This is a genomic window from Bradyrhizobium sp. 160 (genome assembly GCF_023073735.1).
Lineage (GTDB): Bacteria > Pseudomonadota > Alphaproteobacteria > Rhizobiales > Xanthobacteraceae > Bradyrhizobium.
Window position 1 is genome coordinate 70,410 of the sequence record NZ_JADPKD010000034.1, and the last position, 24,724, is coordinate 95,133.

At 61.6% G+C, this 24,724-nt stretch carries 21 protein-coding genes and 1 pseudogene; 10 read left to right on the forward strand and 12 right to left on the reverse strand.

Translation table 11 applies throughout. From position 1 onward, the window contains the following. Positions 1-2 precede the first annotated feature (2 nt). The 5 genes and pseudogenes from IVA98_RS14200 to IVA98_RS14220 form a co-directional block, all read right to left on the reverse strand. On the reverse strand, positions 3-797 hold the full coding sequence (locus IVA98_RS14200; RefSeq protein ID WP_247332945.1) for an enoyl-CoA hydratase/isomerase family protein: 795 nt from the start codon (positions 795-797) through the stop codon (positions 3-5). 15 nt (positions 798-812) lie between these two features. Beyond that, positions 813-1,307, reverse strand: coding sequence for an aromatic-ring-hydroxylating dioxygenase subunit beta (locus tag IVA98_RS14205; RefSeq protein WP_247332946.1), 495 nt, complete (start codon positions 1,305-1,307; stop codon positions 813-815). Next, entirely contained in the window at positions 1,307-2,566 is a 1,260-nt protein-coding gene (locus tag IVA98_RS14210) for an SRPBCC family protein (protein ID WP_247355131.1), read from the reverse strand. Before IVA98_RS14210 ends, IVA98_RS14205 begins: the two co-directional genes overlap by 1 nt. A 697-nt stretch (positions 2,567-3,263) precedes the next feature. Next, a pseudogene (locus IVA98_RS14215) lies at positions 3,264-3,481 on the reverse strand (relaxase/mobilization nuclease RlxS); the annotation flags it as partial. Positions 3,482-3,567: 86 nt separating this feature from the next. Then, on the reverse strand, positions 3,568-4,647 hold the full coding sequence (locus IVA98_RS14220; protein WP_247355132.1) for a LysR substrate-binding domain-containing protein: 1,080 nt from the start codon (positions 4,645-4,647) through the stop codon (positions 3,568-3,570). Here IVA98_RS14220 and IVA98_RS14225 point away from each other — a divergent pair. The 5 genes from IVA98_RS14225 (at position 4,618) to IVA98_RS14245 (ending at position 9,933) form a co-directional block, all read left to right on the forward strand. Continuing rightward, positions 4,618-5,277: an HD domain-containing protein gene (locus tag IVA98_RS14225; protein WP_247355133.1), complete on the forward strand. Its 660-nt coding sequence runs from the start codon at positions 4,618-4,620 to the stop codon at positions 5,275-5,277. The genes IVA98_RS14220 and IVA98_RS14225 overlap by 30 nt on opposite strands. Beyond that, positions 5,243-6,226: a Bug family tripartite tricarboxylate transporter substrate binding protein gene (locus IVA98_RS14230; protein WP_247355134.1), complete on the forward strand. Its 984-nt coding sequence runs from the start codon at positions 5,243-5,245 to the stop codon at positions 6,224-6,226. The genes IVA98_RS14225 and IVA98_RS14230 overlap by 35 nt, the downstream gene beginning before the upstream one ends. Before the next feature lie 146 nt (positions 6,227-6,372). Further along, positions 6,373-7,650 carry a lipase family protein gene (locus IVA98_RS14235; protein WP_247355135.1) on the forward strand — a complete coding sequence of 426 codons (1,278 nt, stop codon included), beginning with the start codon at positions 6,373-6,375 and terminating at the stop codon, positions 7,648-7,650. A gap of 115 nt (positions 7,651-7,765) precedes the next feature. Then, complete coding sequence (locus IVA98_RS14240) at positions 7,766-8,755, forward strand: Bug family tripartite tricarboxylate transporter substrate binding protein (RefSeq protein ID WP_247305886.1); 990 nt, start codon at positions 7,766-7,768, stop codon at positions 8,753-8,755. A 32-nt stretch (positions 8,756-8,787) separates the two neighbouring features. Then, positions 8,788-9,933: a mandelate racemase/muconate lactonizing enzyme family protein gene (locus IVA98_RS14245; protein ID WP_247332952.1), complete on the forward strand. Its 1,146-nt coding sequence runs from the start codon at positions 8,788-8,790 to the stop codon at positions 9,931-9,933. An 88-nt stretch (positions 9,934-10,021) separates the two neighbouring features. On the opposite strand, the gene IVA98_RS14250 is transcribed toward IVA98_RS14245, so the two are convergent. The 4 genes from IVA98_RS14250 to IVA98_RS14265 all read right to left on the reverse strand — a co-directional run bounded on the left by IVA98_RS14250 (position 10,022) and on the right by IVA98_RS14265 (position 15,329). Next, the gene (locus tag IVA98_RS14250) at positions 10,022-10,363 is read right to left on the reverse strand and encodes a hypothetical protein (protein ID WP_247305892.1); all 342 of its coding nucleotides are present in this window, start codon (positions 10,361-10,363) and stop codon (positions 10,022-10,024) included. 92 nt (positions 10,364-10,455) lie between these two features. After that, a complete protein-coding gene (locus IVA98_RS14255) occupies positions 10,456-11,094 on the reverse strand; it encodes a TetR/AcrR family transcriptional regulator (RefSeq protein WP_247305895.1) in 639 nt (212 codons plus the stop codon). 15 nt (positions 11,095-11,109) lie between these two features. After that, positions 11,110-14,220 carry an efflux RND transporter permease subunit gene (locus IVA98_RS14260; protein ID WP_247305897.1) on the reverse strand — a complete coding sequence of 1,037 codons (3,111 nt, stop codon included), beginning with the start codon at positions 14,218-14,220 and terminating at the stop codon, positions 11,110-11,112. Beyond that, entirely contained in the window at positions 14,220-15,329 is a 1,110-nt protein-coding gene (locus IVA98_RS14265) for an efflux RND transporter periplasmic adaptor subunit (RefSeq protein WP_247305899.1), read from the reverse strand. The genes IVA98_RS14260 and IVA98_RS14265 overlap by 1 nt, the downstream gene beginning before the upstream one ends. A gap of 217 nt (positions 15,330-15,546) precedes the next feature. Between IVA98_RS14265 and IVA98_RS14270 the strand changes: the two genes are divergently transcribed. The 5 genes from IVA98_RS14270 to IVA98_RS14290 all read left to right on the forward strand — a co-directional run bounded on the left by IVA98_RS14270 (position 15,547) and on the right by IVA98_RS14290 (position 20,103). After that, positions 15,547-16,164 (forward strand): TetR/AcrR family transcriptional regulator, encoded by a 618-nt coding sequence (locus IVA98_RS14270; protein WP_247305901.1) that lies wholly within the window; start codon positions 15,547-15,549, stop codon positions 16,162-16,164. Then, on the forward strand, positions 16,157-17,005 hold the full coding sequence (locus IVA98_RS14275) for an alpha/beta fold hydrolase (protein WP_247305903.1): 849 nt from the start codon (positions 16,157-16,159) through the stop codon (positions 17,003-17,005). The genes IVA98_RS14270 and IVA98_RS14275 overlap by 8 nt, the downstream gene beginning before the upstream one ends. 74 nt (positions 17,006-17,079) lie before the next feature. Further along, entirely contained in the window at positions 17,080-18,240 is a 1,161-nt protein-coding gene (locus IVA98_RS14280; protein WP_247305905.1) for an iron-containing alcohol dehydrogenase, read from the forward strand. 55 nt (positions 18,241-18,295) lie between these two features. Continuing rightward, positions 18,296-19,624, forward strand: a complete 1,329-nt coding sequence (locus IVA98_RS14285; protein ID WP_247305907.1) for an SCP2 sterol-binding domain-containing protein — start codon at positions 18,296-18,298, stop codon at positions 19,622-19,624. Positions 19,625-19,899: 275 nt separating this feature from the next. Further along, the gene (locus IVA98_RS14290) at positions 19,900-20,103 is read left to right on the forward strand and encodes a hypothetical protein (protein WP_247305909.1); all 204 of its coding nucleotides are present in this window, start codon (positions 19,900-19,902) and stop codon (positions 20,101-20,103) included. A 29-nt stretch (positions 20,104-20,132) separates the two neighbouring features. On the opposite strand, the gene IVA98_RS14295 is transcribed toward IVA98_RS14290, so the two are convergent. The 3 genes from IVA98_RS14295 to IVA98_RS14305 are packed head-to-tail and all read right to left on the reverse strand — an operon-like array spanning position 20,133 to position 24,723. Next, a complete protein-coding gene (locus IVA98_RS14295; protein ID WP_247305911.1) occupies positions 20,133-21,140 on the reverse strand; it encodes a formate dehydrogenase subunit gamma in 1,008 nt (335 codons plus the stop codon). Positions 21,141-21,171: 31 nt separating this feature from the next. Then, the gene (gene fdh3B / locus IVA98_RS14300) at positions 21,172-21,768 is read right to left on the reverse strand and encodes a formate dehydrogenase FDH3 subunit beta (protein WP_027571966.1); all 597 of its coding nucleotides are present in this window, start codon (positions 21,766-21,768) and stop codon (positions 21,172-21,174) included. 12 nt (positions 21,769-21,780) lie between these two features. Beyond that, positions 21,781-24,723 (reverse strand): formate dehydrogenase subunit alpha, encoded by a 2,943-nt coding sequence (locus IVA98_RS14305; RefSeq protein ID WP_247305914.1) that lies wholly within the window; start codon positions 24,721-24,723, stop codon positions 21,781-21,783. Position 24,724 lies beyond the last annotated feature (1 nt).

The window sequence follows — 24,724 nt, forward strand, 5'->3', positions numbered from 1 at the left end:
CCTCAGCGTCCGGTGAAGACGGGCTTGCGCCGCTCGATCACGGCCGCAAGACCCTCGCGCGCGTCGGACATGCCTGACAGTTCGGAGACGGTGCGCGCCTCTTCCGACAGACACTGCTCGATGCTCGTCCCGGTGCCCGCCCAGACCAGGCGCTTGGTCGCGGCAAGCGCCTTGGGCGCGCCGGCCGCGAGCTCGCGGGCCAGGAGCATCGAGGCATCAGCGAGCTCACCATCGGGAACGACCTTGGTGACGATCCCCATCTGCAGTGCTTCGGCCGCCGGGATCACCGGATTGGTCAGCAGAATCGACATCGCGCGGCGCAGGCCGACGAGGCGCGACAACGTGACTGACACACCGGCATCCGGCGCCATCGCCACGCGCGTGGCTCCCGCCAGGAACTTCGCTGATTCCCCCGCGATGACGATATCGGATGCGCAGACGAGACCGAAGCCGCCACCGCCGGCCGCAAAACCTTGCACCGAGGCGATGACGGGGGCTTCGAGCCGCAATAGACCAGTGACCGCGTTCTGAAGGTAGGCCGTGGCCTGGCGTATATAGTCCGGAAGCTTCTCGCCCTTTGATGCAAAGGCGCGCACGTCGCCGCCGCCGCAGAAGTTTGTCCCCTCGCCGCTCAGCAGCACTACGCGCAGCCCGGGATGGCCGTGACAGGCCATGATGGCATCGCAGAGCGCGCTGAGCATCTCGACGCTCATGCCGTTTGCGGCCTCGGGCCGGTTGAGACGCAGGCGGGCGATGCCACCGTCGATGTCGAGCAGAACGGGTCCCTTGTCGATCATGGCGCAAGACCTCTCCTAGACAAGGAACGACAGCGTGTAGATCGCCTTGGCATTGTTGACGAGCACCACCTTCTTGTAGGCGATGCGCAATTCGCCTTCGACATGACGCAGCCGATATTCGTTGCGGGCGGCCCACAGCGTATCGTCGCGCAGGCTCGATTCGAAGATCAGGCTGTTGCTGGCGACAGCGATATCACCACCCGGCTGTTCGTCCATTAGCTCAATGTTGGAGACGAGCCGGCGCAGATTCGATTGCGGTGTCTGGGTGAAATGCTTGCCGGTCATGAGCTGGCGCACGCGTAGCGCGATCCGCGAGCGATTGTCGTAGATGATGGACATCTCCCGCTCCGGATCGATATTCGCTCCGTTGGCCGGGACCCAATAGACGCCATCATCGGTCCAAAGTTTTTCCCAGGCCTCGTATTGATGCTCGTCCTGCAGCCGCGCCTCGCGATAGAGGAAGGCGGTAACGGCGCTCATCAGCGTGGCGCTGCTCTCGCGCGACAGCATCAGGTTGCCTCCATCAGCTTGCGATAATGCGCCCAGATGCCGCGCGACGGCACCTCGTCGGTGACGTGGCCGACCTTGAAGCCGAGCTCGTCCCGACGCTCGCGTTTCTCGCCGCGTCCGAGGAAAACCCATTCGGGATTGCGCGCCTGCACGCCCCGGTGGCAGCGCTCGTACATCTCGGAATCGTCGGCGAGGAGGAAGCCGGCCGGACCGACCGACCCCATGGTCTGCTGCCGCAGGCGGCGGTTGAGATCGGGCGCGCCTTTGAACTGGAGTGCCGTGACGTGCTGCACGCTATCATCGACACCGAGCGGCTGGATCACGAACACCTGGATCTCGGCGATGAACAGGTTCGGGAAGATCATCACATGCGGCGTGCCGTCGATCATGATTTGGCGAGCAGAGGTATCGCCATAGGTTGCCTTCATCCGCGCCGTGTAGTCCGGCAGCCGCTCCTCGCTGGTGCCGAACCAGCTCATCGGCAGGTCGCGCTTGCGGAATTCTGGCCGCAGGTCGATCTCGGTATGACCGTTGCCGTAATCGCGGGTCAGCGCGGTCGAGGCGCCGCCATAGAGCTTGCCGATCATGCTATCGGCGACGCCGAAAATCGAAGTGTGAACAAAAGCCGGGTGATACCCATCGCACTCGTTTTCGAGAATGAACTTCCAGTTCGCCTTCACGCGATGCTTGAGGAATCCCGCGGTGATCTCGACCTCGCCTTCGGGCGAGGTGCGCACCAGGCGGTCGATGGTTTCGGCCGCTCCTCCGAGATGCTCCTTCAGCGTCGGCCCTTCGGCTGCGAACGAGCCGAACACGAAGCCGCGATAGGATTCGACGCGCGTCACGCGCCCGAGCGCGAGATGAGACCGGTCCTGCCCCTCATAGCCGTCCGGAAAGGCATAGCCGACCAGACGACCGTCATTGGCGAAAGTCCAGGAGTGAAACGGACACGTAAAGGAGCGCGCATTGCCGCGCTCGAAGGAGCAGACTTGATTGCCGCGATGCGAGCAACGATTGAGCAGGAGGTTTACCTTGCCTTGCTCGTCGCGCGTCATGATCACGGACTGGGGGCCGATCGACTTGACGACATAGTCGTTGGCGTTGGGCACCTCGCTCTCGTGCCCGACATAGATCCAGGTCCGATACCAAATGTTCTGCAGCTCGGCCTCGAATATCGCAGGATCAGTGTACAGCGAGCCGTGCACCCGGTCCGGCCGAATAAGTTCGCTCCAATGCCACACGCGCGGCATGACGTTCATTTCCAGGACCTCCCACGGCTCGTCCGTCGTCCCGCCACTCTGCCGTCGGCTTCGGCCAATAATAATCCGAACGACCGTTTAACTTATAACACGATCTCTTTTTTCTGCAAGCACCATCTTTGGGGACAAGGTTGGGAGACGCTCCCATCGCCGTTGAGGAGCCTGACACCCGTCCGAACGAAGCCCGCGAAGCTCACGGGTGCGCCGCGCGCAATAGCGCAAAGAACGCGTGCCCGCCGCCGGGCTTACCGCCAAAGCGGAAGCCCCGGCAGCGCTCGCGACGTGGTGGCGCTCTCCACGACGCGAAGAATCGGTTGACGCGACGTCACCCCTTTCATGGAACGGGTGGTAACGGAGCGGCGATGACGCTCGCAACCGCCACTTCGACTGGGAGGTCGAGGATGCGGTTGGCCTCGCTCATCGCCTCGTTCTTGCCCGGGACGCTTGGCTGCTAGTGCGAGCCGCTGCGCCACACTTTCAGGGACGTAAGCCGACAGTTTTGGTTTGATCAGGGATGCTCTTCAGAACGAGGGAAGAAGATCGTCGGGCCGCCGGCCGCTCGGCATACTGGTCGCCCACCAAGGACGGGCGCTTGCGCAGACGGCTGACGAAGTTTGCGTCCTCATAGTGCCGCAGCTTGATCGCTCGGACTGGCGCAGGTCCGAGACCAGCACGATCGACTGGTCGGGTGGCAACTGTAGTCGCGCGCGATGACGAGGTCGTTTCCTTCGTCATGCTTGCCGCGCAGGACGATATGGGTATGCGGATGGCCGGTGTTGAATGGTCAGCAGCGACCCAGTCGAGCCTAGTGCCGAGGTCCTGCTCCGTCTGCCGCATGAGGTCGCGGACGAAGGGCTTTAGGTCCGGCAGCTCCGCGCTGTCCTCAGGGCCCACGATGAACCGGAACTGGTGGCGTGGCTAACGCTGCGCTCCGTTTGCGCGATTGACAGCATCAGCAATAATGCGCCGCGGGTTCGATCGAGAGCCGGGGATGCGAACGCTTAAGTCAAGCCGCTATCGGCCGTAACCCTCTGCACCACATCGGCAAACTCTTCCACCAGACGAGAGACCGGGCGTTTTGTTCCTTTCAGTAGCCGCGCGACACTATGCAGGCTTGGCGCGAACGGACGCGTGACGAGATCATCGGTTCGGGCACTGAGCAGCCCAAGGCCGTCCAGAATCGCGATGCCGGCACCGGCACGAACCAGCTCGCAGGCGATATTCGACTGCGATGCCTCCACCGCGATGCGCAAGTGCAAATTCGCCTCGGCAAAGGCGACGACGATTGCGGCTCCGATCGACAAATGCGGACCAGGACAAATCACCTGCTCGTCGGCAAGATCGGGCGCGCTCAATGCATCCTTAGCTACCAGCGGGTGACCGATCGGAAGCACGCAGCCGAGCCTGGTCGTGCAGAGAATAGTGCTCTCGAGGGACGTATCCCCGATCGGGCCGACGGTCAGGCCGAGATCAGCTCGCCCTTGGGCGACGCGGGTAACGACCTCCGGCCCTGTCATGGTTTGAATGACAACGGAGACGTCCGGCCGTTCGGCGCGAAAGCGCCGGACCGCTTGCGGCACAATGGTGTGACCGAACCCGGTCACGGTCGCAACCGTCAGGAGCCCAGCCCGGCCGTCGCGAAGCTCGAGCGCCAACCTTTGAGTATGCTCGATCGCCGCGAACACGTTCACGACTTCTGCGAAAAGCGTCTGCGCCTCGGTCGTCGGCTTCAGCCGCTTCTTCTGGCGCACGAACAGCTTGAAGCCGAGGCGGTCCTCCGCCTGTTGCAGCATGCGGCTGACCGCCGGTTGCGAAATATTCAAGGCGGTGGCGGCGTTGGTCACCGAGCCTGATTGCATGACGCACCGGAAGACGTCCATCTCCCGTACGCTGATTGACATATATAACTCCAGAGCATGAATTATGATCAAATCGGTATTTGAAACTATGTTAGGGGCGGCGGCAACATGGATCGAGACGAATAGTGGTTGTCCATGTATTTCCTTGATCGGCGCCAGCCCCGCCCCCTCACAGACGCGCTGCGCGCGACGGTGCTTGAGGATCTGCCGGAACTTGCGCACGTCCGTGATGAAGAACTGCGCCGCAAGGCCATCGAGGCCTGGGCCTATGCATTAGCCGAAACGGATTTTCCGCGGCTCACCGCCATTCCCGGAGAGGCGACGCCCGGCGTCTTTGCGCTAAAGCGGGGCAGCCAGGCGGTACACCTGCGCAGCGTGGCCCGACTAGCGATCGCGATCGCAGACGAGTTTGCGCAGGAATTTCCCGAAGCCATTGTCGATCGCGACATCGTTCTCGCGGGTGCACTGCTGCACGATGTCGGCAAGGCCTGGGAGTTCGATCCTGCCAACCGCAGGCGGTGGGAAGCAGACAAGTCGCAGGCGGGTTCGCCCGCACTTCGACATCCGGTCTACGGCGCCCACATTTGCATTGCAGTCGGGCTACCCGAGGAAATCGTGCACATCGCACTCGGCCATTCCTACCAGGGCGACCTGATGCATCGCAGCCTCGAATGCCTGATCGTCCATCGCGCCGATCACATGTGGTGGTCGATTGCAGGAGGTTTCGGCCTGCTTAAGGCGGAAACGGCGGGCATGCTCGAAAGCCGGAAAATAGCGCCGCGCGCCTTGCGCCCGGCGAAAGACCGGGAGAGTCAGGATGACAATGCCCAGAGGGCTGACGCGGCGGGCTAGCCTTGGCCTGCTCAGCGCGCTCGCAACTCCCAGGCTTGCCCGCGCGCAGAGCGACTATCCCAACCGGATCATCAAGCTGATCGTGCCCTACGCGGCTGGCGGGAGCAGCGATGTCCTCGCCCGTTTCATCGCAGAGCGGATGCGCGAACGGCTGGGACAGTCAATCGTCATCGAGAACCGGCCCGGCGCGGGCGCGATCATTGGATCGCAATTCGTCGCAAGATCGGCGCCCGACGGCTACACGCTGCTGCTCGGCGGCGTATCCACCCACGCGGTGAATCCGCATCTGCGCAAGCTCGCACCCTATGACGGGATCAACGACTTCACTTCGCTGGGACTGATCGGCACCGGGCCTCTGGTGGTCTCGGTCAATCCTGGCCTGCCCAGTAACAGCCTGCAGGAACTGATCACCTACGGCAAAGCGAACCCAACCAAGCTCGCCTACGGTTCTGCGACCGGCGTCATCCTGCATCTCGCCGGCGAGTTGCTGAAGAACATGGCCGGCTTCGAAATGCTGCATGTTCCCTATAGCGGCAACGGACCTGCGCTAACCGATGTGCTCGGCGGAAGACTGCAGGTGATGATCGACGCCGTCGGTAACTCGGCGCCCTACATCGCCGATGGAAAATTGCGACCCTTGGTCGTCCCATCGCAGCAGCGTACGCCGCTGCTGCCGGACGTGCCGAGTTCGGCCGAGGCAGGCTTACCCAACTACCAAGTCGAAACATGGTTCGCGCTCTACGGTCCGGCAGCGATGTCGGACGAAACCGTCGGCAAGATCAACACCGCACTGAATGCCGTGCTGCAGGAGCCTGACGCGGTGGCTCAGTTCGCCAAGGTCGGTCTCGAGCCGCGGGCTACGAGCCCGGCTCAAGCCGCTGCGCTGCTCAAGACGGAGTCGGACAAGTGGGGAGGTGTCATCCGGCGGATCGGGTTGCAGGTGGAATAGGATTCTCGATCGACTGCCAATGCAGTTTTCGACTGGGGGGGCGCATGCGCAGCTCGCCATGTGCGCTTAGTGCTGAAGCAAACATGCGACGAGTCACGAAGGAGCGCAGCCTCTTGAGCTGCACCAAAAAGCGGAGGAACGAAACGATGAAAGCACTTGCAAAAATGAGCCTCGCGGCACTCGCTCTCTGCGCCTTGCCTCTTCCGGGCGTGCTGTACGCCGCAGCGGAGTCGCTACCTCAGGGCCCGACCGTTGGTGATCAGGATCTGTCGCCGTTCTATCGCTGGACCGCCGCTTTGCCCGAGAAGCCAGGTCTCATGCTACGCGAGGAGGGCATACCGGAGCAGCCTGAGATCGTTGCGGCCGCAACGGCGAAGAAAATCCTGTACACTTCGGTGGATGTAAGGTGGCGATCCGGCATCATTCCGGTCAGCGGCACGCTTTATCTTCCGAAGCGAGCCGCGCCACAGGGCGGATGGCCGCTTGTTGCCTGGGCGCACGGCACGCTCGGCGGCTCCGACAGATGTGCCCCGTCGTGGAGCAGGCATCGACCCAGGGACGGCGAGTACATCAACAATTGGCTGGAACAAGGGTTCGCCGTCGTGGCGACCGACTACCAGGGTCTCGGCGGGCCCGGCCCGCATCCTTATCTGAACTGGGAAGCAGAAGGGCGCTCGGTGCTCGATGCCGCAAGAGCAGCGCTCGACCATTCCAACGGAGAGATCGCCAACGCGATCATCATCACGGGCCAGTCGCAGGACTCCGGCGCCTCCCTCGGGGCAACGCGCCTCGCGCCTTCCTACGCACCCGAACTCAACATAAAAGCATCGATCGCCACCGGCGTCATTTCCGCCTTTCCCGCCGCAGACAAGAAGCCTTCCAGCGATGAGAGTTTTGCACGTTCAGTTCCGCCGCAACTCACCATTCTGATGATGATCGGCGGTGCTCTCGGGGACGACGCAAGAAAGCCGGACGACCTCGTAACTGAGGCAGCGAAGCCATTGCTGCAAGCCGCCCGAGAGGGATGTAACGCGGAGCTTGCACAGGTCGTTCGCAGCAACGGCCTCACTCTGGCAAACAGCCTGAAAGACCCTGAAATCGCGGATCGCGTAAGCACCGTTATAGACATGAGTCCGGTTCGAATGCCGGTACCGGTCTTTCTCGCCACAGGCCTGGCCGACAAGTCGATCTACCCGCAGCGCCAATATGCTGCGGTTGCAGCACTCTGCGCTGCAGGGAGCCATGTGGTTTGGAAGACCTATGCTGGCGTGAGCCATAACGGAACGGTGCACGCAGCCTATTCCGACGAACTTGCATTCGTTCAGGCGGCGCTGGCCGGGACTCCGATGCAGTCCAATTGCGCTTCGATTGCCGATCCGGGACCGCCGGGCGAGGCCTTACCCGGTTTCAAATTCAACGATTGATGAGACGCGGGGAAACCATGCCTTAGGCTGGTTCGGTCTTGCCGCATCGGCCACGGCTCCGGCTCAAAGCCGCCGCTCTGCCCGAGACAGAGCCCTTGGGTGATGGAGAAGAGCCATGCGCTCATTTACACGAAGAACGATGGTCGGCTCAGGGCTGGCAACGGCGATTTATGTTTCGCCTTTCCTGCGAACAGTCGAGGCGCAGAGTTACCCGCAACGACCCGTGAAAATCATCGTACCGTATGCCGCGGGAGGTGCCTCCGACATCATTGCGCGGCTGATTTCACCGGAAATGGAGCGTGCGCTGGGCCAGCCCGTCATCGTCGATAATCGCGGCGGCGGCGCGAGCATGGTCGGCACGCAGGCAGTCGCGACCGCCTCCCCCGACGGCCATACCATAGGAGTTATCGATAGCGCGTTTGTCATTAACCCCGGGCTGTTTCGCACGAAACTTCCCTACAATACCAAAAAAGACTTTGCGCCGATCTCGCTTTTGGCGACTTCCCCTCTCGTTCTGGTCGTGCATCCCTCAGTGCCTGCCAATAGCCTGAGGGAGTTCGTTGCCCTTGCCAAAGCTCAGCCGGGCAAGATCAACTTTGCATCGGCTGGGCTTGGAACGGCCATTCATTTGGCGGGAGAGCAACTGCGACAAGCCGCCGAGATCGATATTTTTCATGTGCCTTATCGAGGCGGAGGACCGGCTATTACCGATCTGATCGGCGGGCAGGTCCAGATGACGTTTGCCACCGTCGCAGCTATCGGACAGCAGGTCCGTCAGGGTCTGGTTCGTGGCCTGGCCATTACTGGAAGCGCCCGTATCGCACAGCTGCCCGACGTCCCCACCATGGCCGAGGCCGGCTTGCCGGCCGCCGACGCCACGCCGATTTTCGGCATGGTCGGACCGGCTGCGCTGCCGCCTCGCATCATCGACAAGCTCGCAGAGGTTGCCGGAAGGACCTTCAAAGATGAGACACTCCGATTGAGGACAACGGAACTCGGTTTTGTTTCCGTTGGCAGCTCGCCATCCGAATTTGCCACACGTATCGATGAGGAGATCGCCAAATGGACGCGTATCGTGGAGAAGGGAAACATTCAGCCGGGCTGACCCCCGGCCTTACGTGCACTCAGTGAGCTGCTATGAAAATAACCGAAGTTCATGGTTTCCATCTTAGCTTCCCGCTGGCCGAGCCCATGGGAAACGCTCTCAATGTGTTCCGGAAGCGGGACGCGTTGCTTATCCAGATACGAACAGATAGCGGCCTTTCCGGGTGGGGAGAGGCGGGCAATTCCCCACACGCCGCCGGCGCCTTTATTCGTGCCCGGCTCGCCGGACTCATCCTGGGCAAGTCGCCCGCCGACAATGGCCGCCACTTTCAATCGATGTGCGGTTGTCTCGGGTATGATCGGCGCGGGGCGGCAATGATGGCGATATCGGCCATCGACATCGCCTTGCACGATCTTGCTGCGCAAATGCACGGAATCAGCGTAGCAGCGCTAATGGGCGGAGCGGTGCGCAACGAGGTGTTCGCTTACGCAAGCGGCCCCTTCGTGCGAATGCAGCCCGATCCCTACCGGGAGTATCAGCGCGAGGTCGATCAGTATCTTTCGCTGAACTTCAAAGCCATCAAGCCCCGAGGCGGCGTTGAGCCGAGAGCCGACGGCACCATGGCAAACGCGCTTCGCAAGCAGGTGGGCCCTGATATCGGTATCATGGTTGATATCAACCAGAGCTATACCGCAGCAGCCGCCATCCGGGCCGCAAAGTTCATGGAGGATGCCGACCTGCTCTGGATTGAAGAACCAGTTCAGCCGGAGGACCTCCCGGGCTATCAATCCTTTACGCGCGCCGCCAAGGTTGCCACCGCTGGCGGAGAGGCACTCGGTAGCCTGCGTGCCTTCCGCGATTTTCTGGCCGCAGGTACCTTCGATATTCTTCAACCCGATCTTTCGATATGTGGAGGTTACAGCGGCTTTCGGCAAATCTGGGCGCTCGCGCAAGCCTATGATCTACCCATCATGCCCCACGTGTTTGGCACGGCCGTAAATTTCCACGCCTCGCTTCAAATGTCGGCTGTGCTTGAACCACGTCGCGGAGGGGCCTGCGCAGCGTATCCATTCATGGAGTACGACATGATGGATAACCCGCTCCTGCGCCTCGCCGGCACACCATCGGTTGATCAGCGCGGCATGCTCGCGGTACCGGAAGGTCCCGGCACGGGCGTTGACTTGCGGCCCGAACAGCTCGAGCAATGGGTCACTGACTCGTGGTCGGAGCGTCTTTAGGAAACGCTTCTGCTGTCGTACGTATCGCACTGCGCAAGCAAGCCCAGATCGAATGCCAGACCGCTCCGCGTCGCGTCAGGACCATAAGTCACATCATGGTGCCGGGCATGAAACAGCGGACCCGCGGATGACCATCGATATAGTACTTCCACACCATGGTCCTGCCGGTCTTGTTCGGCTGCGTGACCACGGCCCCGTCAGGAACCAGCACCCACTCACCGTCAATGCGCACACGATAATGCCCGTGATCGGACTCCCAGTCGACATCGGCAATGAAGTATCCGTCTGAGTCCGAGCAACATTGCCCGAATTCGCTTTGTAGGCTCTCGAACCATCCTTTCAGGGGCGAATTGGCGTAGCGCCCGTCATCACGCGCCGTCGCAGACGTCGTAAGCAGCATCAGCCCCAGCGACCACACAGAAAACTTCATTCAGGTATTCCTAGTTCGCCGCCGTATACGCATCGGCGTGCCGCGTGATGAAGTCACAAACGCTAAACGGCGGTGTGCGGCGACCGAGTGCATCAGGTCCGGCTAAGGCAGACTGCTTGGTCGGACCTGCCGAGAGCTTTCAGGATGAAGCGAATCTGGACGCGCAACCCTGCTTCCGGATCTTCGCCGCATTGCAGGCAATGCTCGATCAGCGTCGGATGGAAGAACGGCATGAAGGCGGCGTTGACCGCTCGCGCGGCTTCCGCGGCATCTTCGACCTCGAATTCGCCCGTTTGAGCGCCCTCGCGTATGATCGCCTCGAAGATTGTCAGCAATCGCTCCATGTGCGCCTTGATGACCGCCCAGTTCTCGTGCATGGCGGCGACAATCAGCTCGTGCATGCGCCTTTCCTTGACCAGCGTCATCTTGTTGTGCTGGTGAACGGCGGTCAGGAGCTTGTCGAGTTTCTCTGTGGCCGGTGCGTTCGAACTTGCGATCGCAAAGGCGATCTCAGTAACCTCCTCCAAAACCCGCCCGCAAATGGACTCGTTGATCGCATCCCTCGAGCGAAAGAAGCGATAGACATTTGCCGGGCTCATGCGGAGCTCCGAGGCGATATCAGCCACCGACGTCCTGTGGTAACCGACGCGGCGAAAGTGCTCCTCCGCCACCTCCAGGATAAGCGCGCGCACCTCGTCAGAGCCGGTGACCGTTCGGACCGGACGATTCATGGATGCGACCGAGCCCTACTCGGCAGCCATCGATGTTTGCAATTCCGGTTCCTGCGTTGAATGCTCATGAATCGTATCGGCAGTCGGTTTGATCCGGAACCACACGGCATAAAGCGCAGGCAGGAACAGCAGAATCAGCACCGTGCCGACGGCCGTGCCGCCGATCAGCGTGTAGGCCATCGATCCCCAGAAAACGGAATGCGTGAGGGGGATGAAGGCCAGCACCGCAGCAAGTGCGGTCAGAATCACGGGCCTAGTACGCTGCACCGTGGCTTCGATGACGGCGTGATAGTCATCAAGGCCGGCGGCAAGGTTCTCCTTGATCTGTTCGGTCAGGATCAGCGTGTTGCGCATCAGGATGCCCGCCAGCCCTATCAGGCCCAGAATGGCGTTGAACCCGAAGGGCTGGTGAAAGATCAGCAACATCGGCACGACGCCGGCGAGGCCAAGCGGTCCCGTCAGCACCACCATGGCCATCGTCGAGAACGATCGCACCTGCAACATGATGACGATCAGCATGGCGGCGATCATGGCGGGAAAGATCGTCGCCAAAGCGTCATTGGCCTTGGTTGCCTCCTCGATCGATCCGCCCAATTCGATACGATAGCCGGCGGGCAGAGACGCGATCAGCGGTTGAAGTGCTGTCTTGATCTCCTTGGAGACCTCCGGCGGCTGGGTCGCCTCGTTGATGTCCGAGCGGATGGTGACGACGGGGGTGCGATCGCGGCGCTTCATGATCGGTTCTTCAAGTTGGATTTCCGAATGGCCGACCTGGTCGAGCGGAACCGCGCGGCCGTCCCTGCTCATCAGGGAGAAATCCGCCAGACGCGTCGGATCCAGCCGCTCTCCGCCAGCGCTGCGTGCCACGATCGGGACATTGCGAATGTCCTCGCGGACCTGCGTCACGGTGATGCCGGTGAGGAGGAACTGCAGTTGCCGGCCGACCTCCGCTGGCGAAAGGCCGATGAGGTTCAGTCGATCCTGATTCGGGATGAAGCGGAGCACGGGCGTGCGATCACCCCAGTCGCGGTTCGCCTGGCGCACATCGGGAACGCCACGTATGATACCGAGCGCTTTTTCGGAGATCGCGTACAATTGCGCCGGATCCGGCCCCATGACCCGAAACTCGACCGGGAACGGGGTATAGGGTCCGAACACGAGCTGGGTGACGCGCACATTGGCCTCGGCTGCAAGACCGCCCGACACCGCCTGCCGGAGCCGGTGCTTCAAAGCCTCACGCGCCTCCGCATCCGGTGTCAGCACGACGATCTTGGCGAAGGCCGGATCGGGCAGCTCCGGCGCCATCGCGAAGAAGAAGCGCGGCGCGCCCTGACCGACATAGCTCGTGACGATCTTGGCCTCGGGCTGATCATGCAGCCACCGCTCGAGCTTCTCGGCTGCGGCGGTCGTCGTCTCGATGCTGGTGCCTTCCGGCAGCCGAACCTCCACCAGCACTTCGGGGCGGTCGGAGGTCGGGAAGAACTGCTGCTTGACGCCGCCCATGCCGACGACCGAAAGGGCGAAAGCGACGGCGACGATGCCACTGGTTGCGAACTTGTGGCGCACGGCGAAGGTAATGAGCGCGCGCAGGCGCCGATAGTTGGGCGTGCCGTAGATCGCGTGATGGCCACCTTCGATCGGCTTGATCGCGGGCAGCATCTTGACGCCCAGATAGGGCGTGAAGACCACCGCGACGATCCACGAGACGATGAGGGCAAAGCCCACGACCCAGAAGATGTTGCCGGCGTATTCGCCGGCCGTCGAGCGCGCGAAGCCCACCGGCAGGAAGCCGGCGATCGTCACGAGTGTTCCCGACAGCATCGGCGCCGCCGTGTGGCTCCAGGCATAGGCCGCCGCCAACATACGGTCCATGCCCTCTTCCATTTTCACCACCATCACCTCGATGGCGATGATGGCGTCGTCCACGAGAAGGCCGAGCGCCAGAATGAGCGCGCCGAGCGTGATGCGGTCGAAGAACCGGCCGGTCTCCAGCATGATGAGAAACACGACGGCAAGCGTCAAAGGAACGGCGGCAGCGACCACGATGCCGACGCGCCAGCCGAGGCTGAGCAGGCTCACCAGCAGCACCACGCCGAGCGCCATCGCGAACTTCATCATGAATTCGTCAACGGCCGAGGTGATGTTGACGGCCTGGTCACTGACCTTGGCCAGAGACATCCCGAGCGGCAGCGTCCGAGCGATCGCTGCGGACTTCTCCTCCAACGCCCTGCCGAGCGCGAGGCCATCCCAGCCCTCTTGCATGACTGCCGCGAGCATGACGGCGGGCTCGCCCTGGTGCCGGATGAGGTAGGTGGGAGGATCCTCGTAGCCGCGACGGACTACGGCGATGTCGGAGAGTTTCAGCGTCCGCCCAGCCGCGACGATCGGCGTGTCGGCGATCGCCTCAACACTGGCATAAGCGCCGTCGACCCGGATGAAGACCTGCGGCCCCTTGGTGTCGATCGAACCAGCCGGAGTTAAGGTGTTCTGCCGCTGCAAGGCGGCAACAATGTCCTGTGCCGACACGCCGAGCGTCGCCAGCTTGGGATAGGAAAACTCGACGAATATCTGCTCGGGACGTTCCCCGAGGATGTTGATCTTCTTGACGCCGGGCACGTGCAGGAGGTCCTGGCGAATGGTCTCGGCTTGCCTGGCGAGCTCCCGCATCGGCATGCCCTTCGCTTTAAGAGCATAAAGGGCGAAGCTCACGTCCGAATATTCGTCGTTGACGAAGGGGCCGAGCACACCGGACGGCAGCTTGCGCGCTTCATCCCCGAGCTTCTTGCGGGCTTGGTAGAACTCCTCCTGCACGACGGATGGCGGCGTGCTGTCCTTCAGCGTAACGGTCATGTAGGCATAACCTGGCCGCGTGGTCGTCTCCACCCGGTCGTACCAGGTCAGCTCCTGAATCCGTTTCTCCAGGGGTTCGGCGACCTGGTCTTGCATCTCACGTGCCGTCGCGCCCGGCCATACCGTCGTGACAGTGAGGGTCTTGATGGTGAAGGAAGGGTCTTCCGCCCGCCCGAGCATGAAGAAGGCGTACGCGCCTGCGGCCGCCAGCAGGAGGATGAAGAACAGGGTCACGGCTCGTTCGCGGACGGCGATCGCGGACAGATTGAAGCTCATCAGTTGCTCCTGTCTTGAGAGGCGGTCCTGACGTGAGCGCCCTCCTGCAAGAGATGAGCGCCCAGCGAAACGACCCGATCACCTGAGCTCAGCCCGGAGATCACCGCGGTTTCGCTGGTCACACGCACAAGCTTGATGGGCTGAAAGTGTACGGCCGAGGTGCCGCTCTCGAAGACCCAAACGCCGGTCTTTCTGCCGTCATCGAGCACCGCTCCCAGCGGCACCTGGACTTCCGGTTGGCTCTCCTGGCTTGCAAGCCGAATGGTGACCGTCGCGCCAAGTGGCGCCGCCGCGGCTTCGCCATCGAGCACATAGCGGGCCTCGTAGGTACGGGTCTGGACATCGGCGGAATCCGACAACTGCCGGAGACGCGCAGTAAAGCGGCGCCCATCGCTCCCATACAGGCTCGCCTCGGCGAGCGAGCCGATCGCCGGCCGCATCGTTTCGGGAAGCGCCACCACAGCTTCGCGCGGACCGGACTGTGCGAGCCGAACGACTGTCTGTCCGGCGGAAACCACCTGGCCGGGCTCACCAAGCGTTTGCATGACCGTTCCGTCCGCGTCGGCCACCAGTACGGAATAGGTCGCTTGGTTCTCGGCGACGCGCGCATCGGCTTCGGCCGCGGCGAGTTGCGCGTTGGCGGTGTCGGACGCGGCTTTCGCCTGCTCGTAGCGCTGTCGGGACGTCCATCCGTCGTTGACGAGGTTGGCGTATCGCTTCTCATCCGCGTCGGTCTGAACGACGGTAGCGCGCGCTGCGACAACGGCGTTGCGCTTCGCCGCAAGCGCAAGGCGGAGATCGGTTTCGTCGATCCGCATCAGCGGCTCGCCGGCTTTGACCTGCTGACCGACATTCACCAGCCGTTCCACGATCTTGCCGGCGACGCGAAAACCGAGATTGCTTTCCACCCTCGCCCCTACAACGCCGGTGAAGCCGCGTTCGGATCCGGCCACTCGCGCTGCCGTCACCAGGTTGACGACCGGTCGTTCTTGTCTCGGATCGCTCAGGGCAGAGGCCCTTTGGGTGGGAATGACAAAAGTCACGAAGGCAGCCGCCCCGGACGCCGCGAGCACGACACCGGCCAAGACCGCAATTCTCTTCTTTCTCATGTCCACTCCCGCCTTCATTTAGATTGCCTTCAAACTCTATAATCCAAATAGATTTCGATCGCAATCTAAAAGCATGAAGTCACGGAACCGTGATCATGGTGGGGGTTCGCCAGCTCGGCGTAAGGAGCTTTCGCCACAGGGCCTACCTCTTGATAGATTGCGTTCAGCCTCTATCTCGCATATAGAGGTCAAACGAAATCTAAATAGGAGATCCCCGATGCGCGTGAGTCGCGTTCAGGCCGCGGAAAACCGCCAAAACGTGATCAATGTGGCAAGTCGCCTTTTCCGGGAGCGAGGCTTTGACGGCATCGGCCTGAAGGATCTGATGGAGGCCGCCGGCCTAACCCAAGGCGCCTTCTACAAGCAGTTCGCGTCAAAAGAGGATTTGGCGGTAGAGGCGTCCAACCGGGCATTGGAAAGCGCCTCCCTCCGATGGTCGGACGCGGCCGCGCAGAACCCCGGTGATCCGCTCGGCGCGGTGATCGGGTTCTACCTCAGTGCCGACCATCGCGGAGAAAGGATGGACGGCTGCCCGATCGTGGCGCTCGGCTCAGATGCCGCCAGACAGGGGCCCGGCGTGAAAGCGGCATTCGAAGCGGGGATCAAGGCCCATCTCGAAGTCCTCGGCCGCTTCCTCGCCGAGACCGGCGGCGAGGAGTCCCGTAGCAAGGCCATGGCCATTCTCGCGACGATGATCGGCGCGGTGACGCTCTCGCGGGTCGTCAACGACCCTGATCTGGCGCAGGCCCTTCTCGATGCGGCGGGCGAACAGGTTCGCGACGCCGCAGGCGCCCGAAGGATTGCCCCTCGAACCACAGAGAGACCGAATGCTTAGCACGAGTGAACTCAAACCACGTTTGCTGAAGCTATCGGACACGCTAAGTGTGCGTTTTCAAAAGACCGGTAACGGGCCTCCGCTGCTCCTCATCCATACGATCCGGACGCAGCTCGAATATTTCCGCAGTCTTGCGCCCCTCCTCGCGACATCGCACACCGTGTACGCCATTGACCTCCCGGGCCACGGACACTCACCAATAGATCCAAACGCAAACTTCGACGAACCGTACTTCAGGCAGGCCGTCATTCGCTTCATCGATGAGCTAGACCTCTCGGACGTGACGATTGTCGGCGAGTCGATCGGCGGGGCATTGGCCCTCACGGTGGCGGCGTCGCTTCCCCAGCGCGTGAAACGGGTCTATGCGATCAATCCCTACGACTACGAGACCCGCTACGGGGACGGCATTCGACGCGGCAACTGGCTCGCGAATTTCATCATCGGCAGCTTGCAGATTCCGGTGCTCGGCGCGGTGAATGCATCGGTCGAAAACAAGCTGATCCTCGGCAAGATCATGGGCGGCGGATTTCACGATCCCCGCAGACTGCCGGCCGATCTGCTTGCCGAGTTCAATGAAGTCGCCCAGCGCCCCGGATACAAGCGCATCGCACGCAAGGTGTTGGCAGGCTGGCGATCCTGGAGCAGGGCACGCGATTATTATCGCCAGATCACGACGCCCGTGACGCTCATTTATGGCGATAGCGATTGGTCTCGGCCAAACGAGCGTGAACGCACACGGTCGCTGATTCCTGCTTCGCAGATGGTAACGCTCAAAAACACCGGCCACTTCTCAGCTATTGAGAACCCGTCGGAGCTGGCTCGCACGATAATGGGAACATAATTGCGGCAACGACCAAACGCAGGAGCGCGCAACGATGTTCAAGCGCTTTTGACCACATCAATGGGAGGACAAAAATGCGCAGGACTGGTGTACATAATTTTCCAGCAATTGATCGTGTCATCTACGGCAAAGCGGCGTCTGAAGCCGTCAGCGAAGAGGCCGAACGACTGAGCGCGAAACGCGTCTTCCTTATCGTCAGCCGAACCTTGAACACCAAGACCGACGAGATCGAGAAGATTCGCCGAGCGCTCGGCAACAAGCACGCAGCAACCTTCGATGGAATTGCAGAGCATACGACGCGCAAGCAGGCGGCCGAGGTTGCCTGCCACGCAAAAGACGCCCGCGCTGATCTGGTCGTGGCTGTCGGCGGAGGCTCTGCCGTCGATCTCGCCAAGATCGTCATCATGGCGATGGAACACGACATCCGCGATGAAGCGGGCTTCGATCCGTTTCCCATGGGTCCAGGGCTGAGCCATTCTCCCTTCCGCTCGCCGACCGTCCGGCAGATTGCCGTGCCATCCACACTGAACGGCGGCGAATACAATGCCGCAGCGCTCGTCACGGATGAGCGCCACAAGCTGAAGCAGATTTTCTTTCACCCCAAAATGATGCCAGTGGCGATCATTCTGGACCCTGCTATGACGCTTCACACGCCTTCAAAGCTCTGGATGGGATCGGGCACCCGCGCGATGGATCACGGCATCGAAGCATTGTGCTCGCCAGCCGGTACACCCTTGGCTGATGAAGTCGTCCTGGCGGGAATCCGTAGTCTGCGTGAAGGAATGCTCCAGACCTTGCAGCAAGCTGATGATATCGAGGCGCGCCGGCTATCTCAATATGGCTCTTGGCTCGCCTCTTTTGGGCTACAGGCACGCGTCCCGATGGGAGCAAGTCACGGCATTGGCCACGTGCTGGGAGGGACTTTCGACGTTCCGCACTACTATTGCACACCTGTTATCATGCCGAGCCTGCTTCGCTATAACAAGCCATTCACCGAGGGCGCGCAGAAGCGTTTGGCGACGGCTCTTGGTGCGCCGGATATCGAAGCCGCAGACGCTTTCTCGGAATTCACCAAAAGTCTCGGATTACCTGGCCGCCTTGCCGACGTCGGCGTTGGCGAAGACAAATTCGAGCGGATCAGCAAAATCGCGATCAACCATCGCTTCGTCCAGGCCAATCCGCGACCCTTCAAAAGCGAAGCTGACATCGTCGGTCTGCTGCGAATGGCTGCCTAGGCAAAACAGCCCCGCGAAATCCGGCGGCGCAGGGATAACGAAACGAGGTGCGGACATGGCGGGACTTGATGATCATCCGATTGCCAAGCGTGTGCGGGCCAGGACGCCGACCATGCCGCCAAAGCTAACGCAGGACGAGCTCAAGGCGCTGGCCCTGGAATGCGGTGCGGATGACTGCGGCATAGTGAGCCTCGATGATCCCTCCCTTGCAGAAGAGCGGCCGCATATCCACCGGGCCTTTCCGTCGGCACGCATCGCCATTTCGATTGTCCGTAGAATGCACAGGGCGCCGATCCGCTCTCCGCTACGATCCGCCGCCAACAACGAATTTCACAACGTCAGCCACGACGTCGAAGACGTTTGCCGGGCGCTGGTGCGCCGTCTCGAAGATTTGGGCATTCCAGCTCTCAATCCGCCCATGGCCTTCCCCATGGAGATGGACGGATTCTCGCAGCGCGGGTGGATCGTTTCCCATAAGCTCGTCGCTGAAGCGTCCGGCGTAGGCAAGCGCGGCATTCATCGGAGCATCATCCATCCGAAGTTCGGAAGCTTCATCTTGCTTGGCACCGTGCTGGTGGACGTCCACATGGAAGCTCCCGGAACACCGCTCGACTACAATCCGTGTTTCGAGTGCAAGCTTTGTGTCGTCGCTTGCCCCGTCGGCGCGATCAAGCCCGACGGCTATTTCGACTTCTCCTCGTGCCTAAATCACAACTACCAGCAGTTCATGGGCGGTTTTACGCACTGGATCGAAGACATCGCAGATTCCAAATCGGCAAAGGAATACAGCGACCGCCATCCCCCAAGTGAAACGCTCCAGCGTTGGCAAAGTCTATCTTACGGGCCGAACTACAACGCTGCCTACTGCCTGGCGGTCTGCCCCGCCGGCGAGGATGTCCTTGGCGGGTTTCTCGCCGATCGGAAGGCGCACGTCGACGCGATCGTCAAACCGCTGCAGGACAAAAAAGAGACGCTCTACGTCGTCTCCAATTCGGACGCGGCGGAGCATGCGGCAAAGCGCTTTCCGCACAAGACCCTTCGTCACGTGCGCAACGCGGCACGTGCGGGCAGCATTTCGCAGTTCCTCTTCGGCATGAGACTAGGCTTCCAACGGGGCAAGGCGAAAGGACTGAACGCAACTTACCACTTCGTTTTCACAGGCACCGAACCAGCCGAGGCGACCGTTCTGATCCGGAATCAGACGCTCTCGATGGTCAAGGGGCTGCAAGGGCGAGCCGATCTCCGGGTGCAAGCCGATTCGAACGCATGGTTGAGATTTCTTGACGGCCGTCTCTCGATCCTACGCGCCCTTGCGACACGCTCGATCCGAATCAAGGGATCGCCTCGGCTGATGAAAGCATTCGCGGCTTGCTTTCCGAAATAGCTCCCGGGCTGCCGGTCCCTCGAGAGCAACCGAACCTTGCAAGTGGCGCCCAAATCATTTCGATAGCCGCAAGGTCGCGCCCCTCGATAGCGCACACCAGGGATTCCGTGGAGCTTACAGGGTGTGCTCGCGCGAAACGGCTTAGTTGCCTCTCTTCATACTCCCGCCTCGCTGGGGCCGATGTAATTTGAATGCCGGCTGTGAAGTGGCTCACATCGCGCCAGGCAATTTACGTCTATCAGTCGTGCCGGGTGGAATGGCAGACGGAGATGCGCATGAAACGCCTCATGCCCTCGCTCATCGCAGCCTTGCTTCTCGCCGGAGCCGCCAGCAGCGTGCTCAAATCGCACGTGCTGTTCCATGCAGGCCAGAGCAGCATGCCATCCATCAAGGAACTGCAGACCGGTCAGGCGAGCAAGCTGCCGGAGCTGCAGATGCAGGACCGCTCTGTCCTGTTTGCGAGAGAGCCGGTTCAGTAAAACGCCCGGCCACTTTCAGGCTGTTCGTCTCACTCGGCCGCCGCGGTCGCAGGTTGAGGCTGTCCGTCGTTCGGACCCGTTCGCGCCATCTGCTCGTCGAGCCAGAGGCTATGGTGCTCGCGGGCCCAATTGACGTCGACTTCACCCGAGCCCATGGCCTCGAACGCACCTTCCATGCCAATGGTGCCGATATAGATGTGCGCGATCATCGCGGCGACAAACAGGACCGCAACGATGGAGTGGACGATCTGGGCCAGCTGCATGCCCTCAATCCCCGTCGTGTAGAACGGGAACATGAGGACATAGCCGCTCGCGGCGACAAGACCGCCGCCGATCACGACGATCCAGTAGATCGCCTTCTGGCCGGCGTTGAAGCGGTAGGCCGGAGGATGATCATGCCCGACGATGCCGCCGCCTCGCTTCATCCACTCGACGTCCACCTTGCTCGGAATATTGCCGCCGATCCACATCAGAAGGATCAGAACGACCCCAATGGTGAACGGGAAGCTCAGATAGTTGTGGGCGTACTTTGCCCAAAGCGACCATTCGGAGAAGGCCTCGAAGCCGATCAGCGGCAACAGCAGCGGTCGCCCAAAGGTGATGTTCAGTCCGGAGATCGCCAAAATGATGAAGCAGGTGGCGGTCATCCAATGCACGAAACGCTCATACGTGTTGAAGCGCACGATGGTGCGGCCGGATCGTCCGCTTTCGAGGCGCACCATGCCGCGCGTGAGATAAAAGATTACGAGCACCGCCAGCATGCCGATGATCGCGACTCCGCCGATCCAGCGCAGCGTGACATTGTGGAACTCGCGCCATTCCCGCCCCTGTGGCTGCTCGAGAACGCCGGACCTTTGATCAGGAATGCTGACGCGACCCTGGATCCGGTTCAGCTCCTGCAAGAGCTGTTGCTCCTTGACGGCGCTGGCGGTCGGATTGACCTGCTGAGCGCCTACCGGTGCCGGAGCTGCCACGATGAGGAGGAGTAAAGCACAAGCCCAAACAGCCGCCCGAACGAATTTTGCAAACGACACCATGAGCTCCTCCTCAATGCTCGCGCGACCTTCGTCAGGATTCGATCGTCTCGCGATAGGCCGTCTTCCACCCCCAGGCACCCGAGCCGTAACCGCGCTTCATCACGCGCTCCTTGTAAATCTGGGCAATGATCTCGCCGTCACCCGCAAGCAACGACTTGGTCGAACACATTTCGGCACACAGCGGCAGCTTGCCCTCGGCCAACCGGTTCGCGCCGTATTTCTCGTATTCCTCTTTGCTGCCGTCGGCCTCCGGGCCGCCCGCGCAATAGGTGCACTTGTCCATCTTGCCGCGAGAGCCAAAATTCCCGACCTTCGGATATTGCGGAGCACCGAACGGGCAGGCGTAGAAGCAATAGCCGCAACCGATGCAGAGGTCCTTGGAATGCAGCACCACAGCATCGGCCGTGGTGTAAAAGCAGTTCACCGGGCACACGGCCGCACAGGGGGCATCCGTGCAGTGCATGCAGGCCATCGAGATCGACCGCTCGCCCGGCTTGCCGTCGTTGATAGTGACGACGCGGCGCCGGTTGATGCCCCAGGGCACCTCGTGCTCGTTCTTGCAGGCGGTGACGCAGGCGTTACACTCGATGCAGCGATCAGCGTCGCAGAGAAATTTCATACGTGCCATCGTCGTTACTCCCTAAACCGCCGCGATCTGGCAGAGAGTGACCTTGGGCTCCTGCATGCCCGTGGCGGGGTCGTATCCGTACGTAGTGATCGTGTTGGCGCTTTCGCCGAGCACGATCGGGTCGGTGCCCTTCGGGTAATTGCCGCGAAGATCCTTGCCCGCGAACCAACCGCCGAAGTGGAATGGCATCCAGGCGACGCCCTTGCCGACGCGCTCGGTAACGAGCGCTTTCATCTTCGCCCTGGAATTGTTCTCTGCACCCGTGACCCACACCCAGCCACCGTCCTTGACGCCGCGCTCGGCGGCATCGGCAGGGTTGATCTCAATGAACATGTCTTGCTGCAATTCGGCAAGCCACGGGTTGGTGCGCGTCTCCTCGCCGCCGCCCTCATATTCGACCAGACGACCGGACGACAGGATGAGTGGGAACTGCTTTGCAATTCCCTTCTCCACCGCTGCCTTCTGCACGGAAAAACCGATATTCGGCATCCGGAACTGCTTGGCGTCGGGCAGCGTCGGATATTTAGCGACGAGGTCGACGCGCGGCGTGTAGATCGGCTCGCGGTGAACAGGGATAGGATCGGGCAAGCCGAAGGCATTCATGCGCGCCTTGCCGTTGCCGTAGGGAACGCAGCCATGCGCCAGCGCCACGCGCTGGATGCCTCCCGACAGGTCGAGCGCCCACGACACCGTGTCCGGATTGGCCGGATTGATCTTGTTGATCACGGCCATTTCCGCTTCGGTGAGCTCGGTGTCCCAACCGAGCTTCTTCAAGCTCGCCAGCGTGAACTCCGGATAGCCGTCCTGAATTCCCGACCCCAACGAGTACGAGCCGTCCGCGAGCAAGCTCACCTTCCGCGTCGTGCCGTCCGGCAGCTTCTCCTCGCGCTCGACGCCGAACCGCGGCCGGAACGTGCCACCGCCGTCCATCACATTCAAATTGGTGTTGTAGAGCAGTGGCGTGCCGGGATGCTTGACCTCAGGCGATCCCCAGCACGGCCAGGGCAGACCATAATAGTCGCCGCCGACCTCGGGATCGTCCTTCGGTGCCCGCATGCTCAGCATGTCGAACTTGGCCTGGTTCTTCATGTGCGCCTTGAGGCGCTCGGGCGATTGCCCGCAATAGCCAGTCGACCAGCTGCCGCGGTTCATCTCGCGCAGCACATCCTCGGCTTCAGGAAGATTGTTTTCGACCTTGATCTTCTTGAACATCTGGTCAGCGAAGCCAAGCTTCTTCGCCATCAGATAGATGACCTCGAGATCATCCTTCGATTCAAAGATCGGCTTCACGATCTGCTCGCCCCATTGCAGCGAGCGGTTGGAGGCGACGCGCGATCCCTTGCATTCGAATTGCGTAGCGACCGGCAGAATGTAGACGCCATCCTTGCGGCCCGCCTCGACGGAGAGCGAGGCCCAGGTCGTCGGATGCGGGTCGCCAATGACGAGCAGCTCGAGAGCCTTCAGACCATTCAGGGACTCAGGAATGCGGGTGATGCTGTTGGAGGCGTGTCCCTGTACGAACACCGCCTTCACATTGTCTTTCTGAGCGACCTGATCCTTGGGCAATGTCACTGCCTCGAACCAGCGGGTCAGCGGAATGCCGGGGGTTTCCATGATCTGCTTGGAGTCGAAGCGGGACTTCAGGAAATCATAGTCGACCTCCCAAACCCGCGACCAATGCTTCCAGGCGCCTTCGGCGAGGCCGTAATAGAACGGCAGCGTGACGATATCGAGCCCGACATCGGTCGCGCCCTGCACGTTGTCATGGCCACGGAAGATGTTGGCGCCCGCGCCGGCTTTCCCGACATTGCCGGTCATCAGGAGGGCAATGCAACTCGCGCGGACGTTGGCGGTGCCGACGGTCTTCTGGGTCTGGCCCATGGCCCAGATGAGGGTTGCCGGCTTCTCCGTGGCGAACATCTTGGCGACGCGCTTGAGCTGCTCGCCGGGAATGCCGGTGACGCGCTCGACTTCTTCCGGAGGCCACTTCTCAACTTCTTTCTTGATGTCGTCGAAACCGTAAACGCGCTGCTGGATGAATTCCTTGTCCTCCCAGCCATTCTGGAGAATGTGCCACATCATGCCGTAGAGCACCGGAATGTCGGTGCCCGGGCGCATCCGCACATATTCCGTCGCGTGGGCCGCCGTACGCGTCAGGCGCGGATCGATGACGATAAAGTTGGCCTTTTGCAGCTCCTTGCCCTCGAGCAGATGTTGCAGCGACACGGGATGCGCTTCGGCTGGATTGCCGCCCAAGATGACCTGTGTCTTTGCGTTGCGAATATCATTGTAGCTGTTGGTCATCGCGCCGTAGCCCCAGGTATTGGCGACGCCGGTCACGGTAGTCGAATGGCAGATGCGAGCCTGATGATCGGTATTGTTGGTCCCCCAGAACGCACCGAGCTTGCGGAACAGATAGGCGCCTTCGTTGGTCATCTTGGCCGAGCCGAGCCAATAGACGGAATCGGGGCCCGACTTCTCGCGTACAGCTTGAAGCTTGTCTCCGATCTCATTGATCGCGGTATCCCAGGAGACGCGGGTCCACTGCCCATTTACCAGCTTCATCGGATAGCGCAGCCGCCGCTCGCTGTGTACGAGTTCGCGCACCGAGGCGCCCTTGGCACAATGCGAGCCGCGATTGATCGGCGAATCCCAGCTCGGCTCCTGGCCGATCCATACGCCGTTCAAGACCTCGGCCGTCACCGTGCATCCAACGGAGCAATGTGTGCAGATGTTCTTGCGGATGGTTGCGCCTGCGGTGAGCGGACCAGCCATTGCTGCCTCTGTTTTGCGCACGCTGCCGACCGGCAGGGCGCCGAGCGCGGCAAGCGCACCGCCGGCCAGACCGGATTTGCGCAAGAAGCTGCGGCGGTCGAGACCGCCGGCCTGGCCCGCAAGGGACGCGACAACGGAGCCGTGGCCAGGGGAATGCTGGTGTGTTCGCTTGATCAGCACG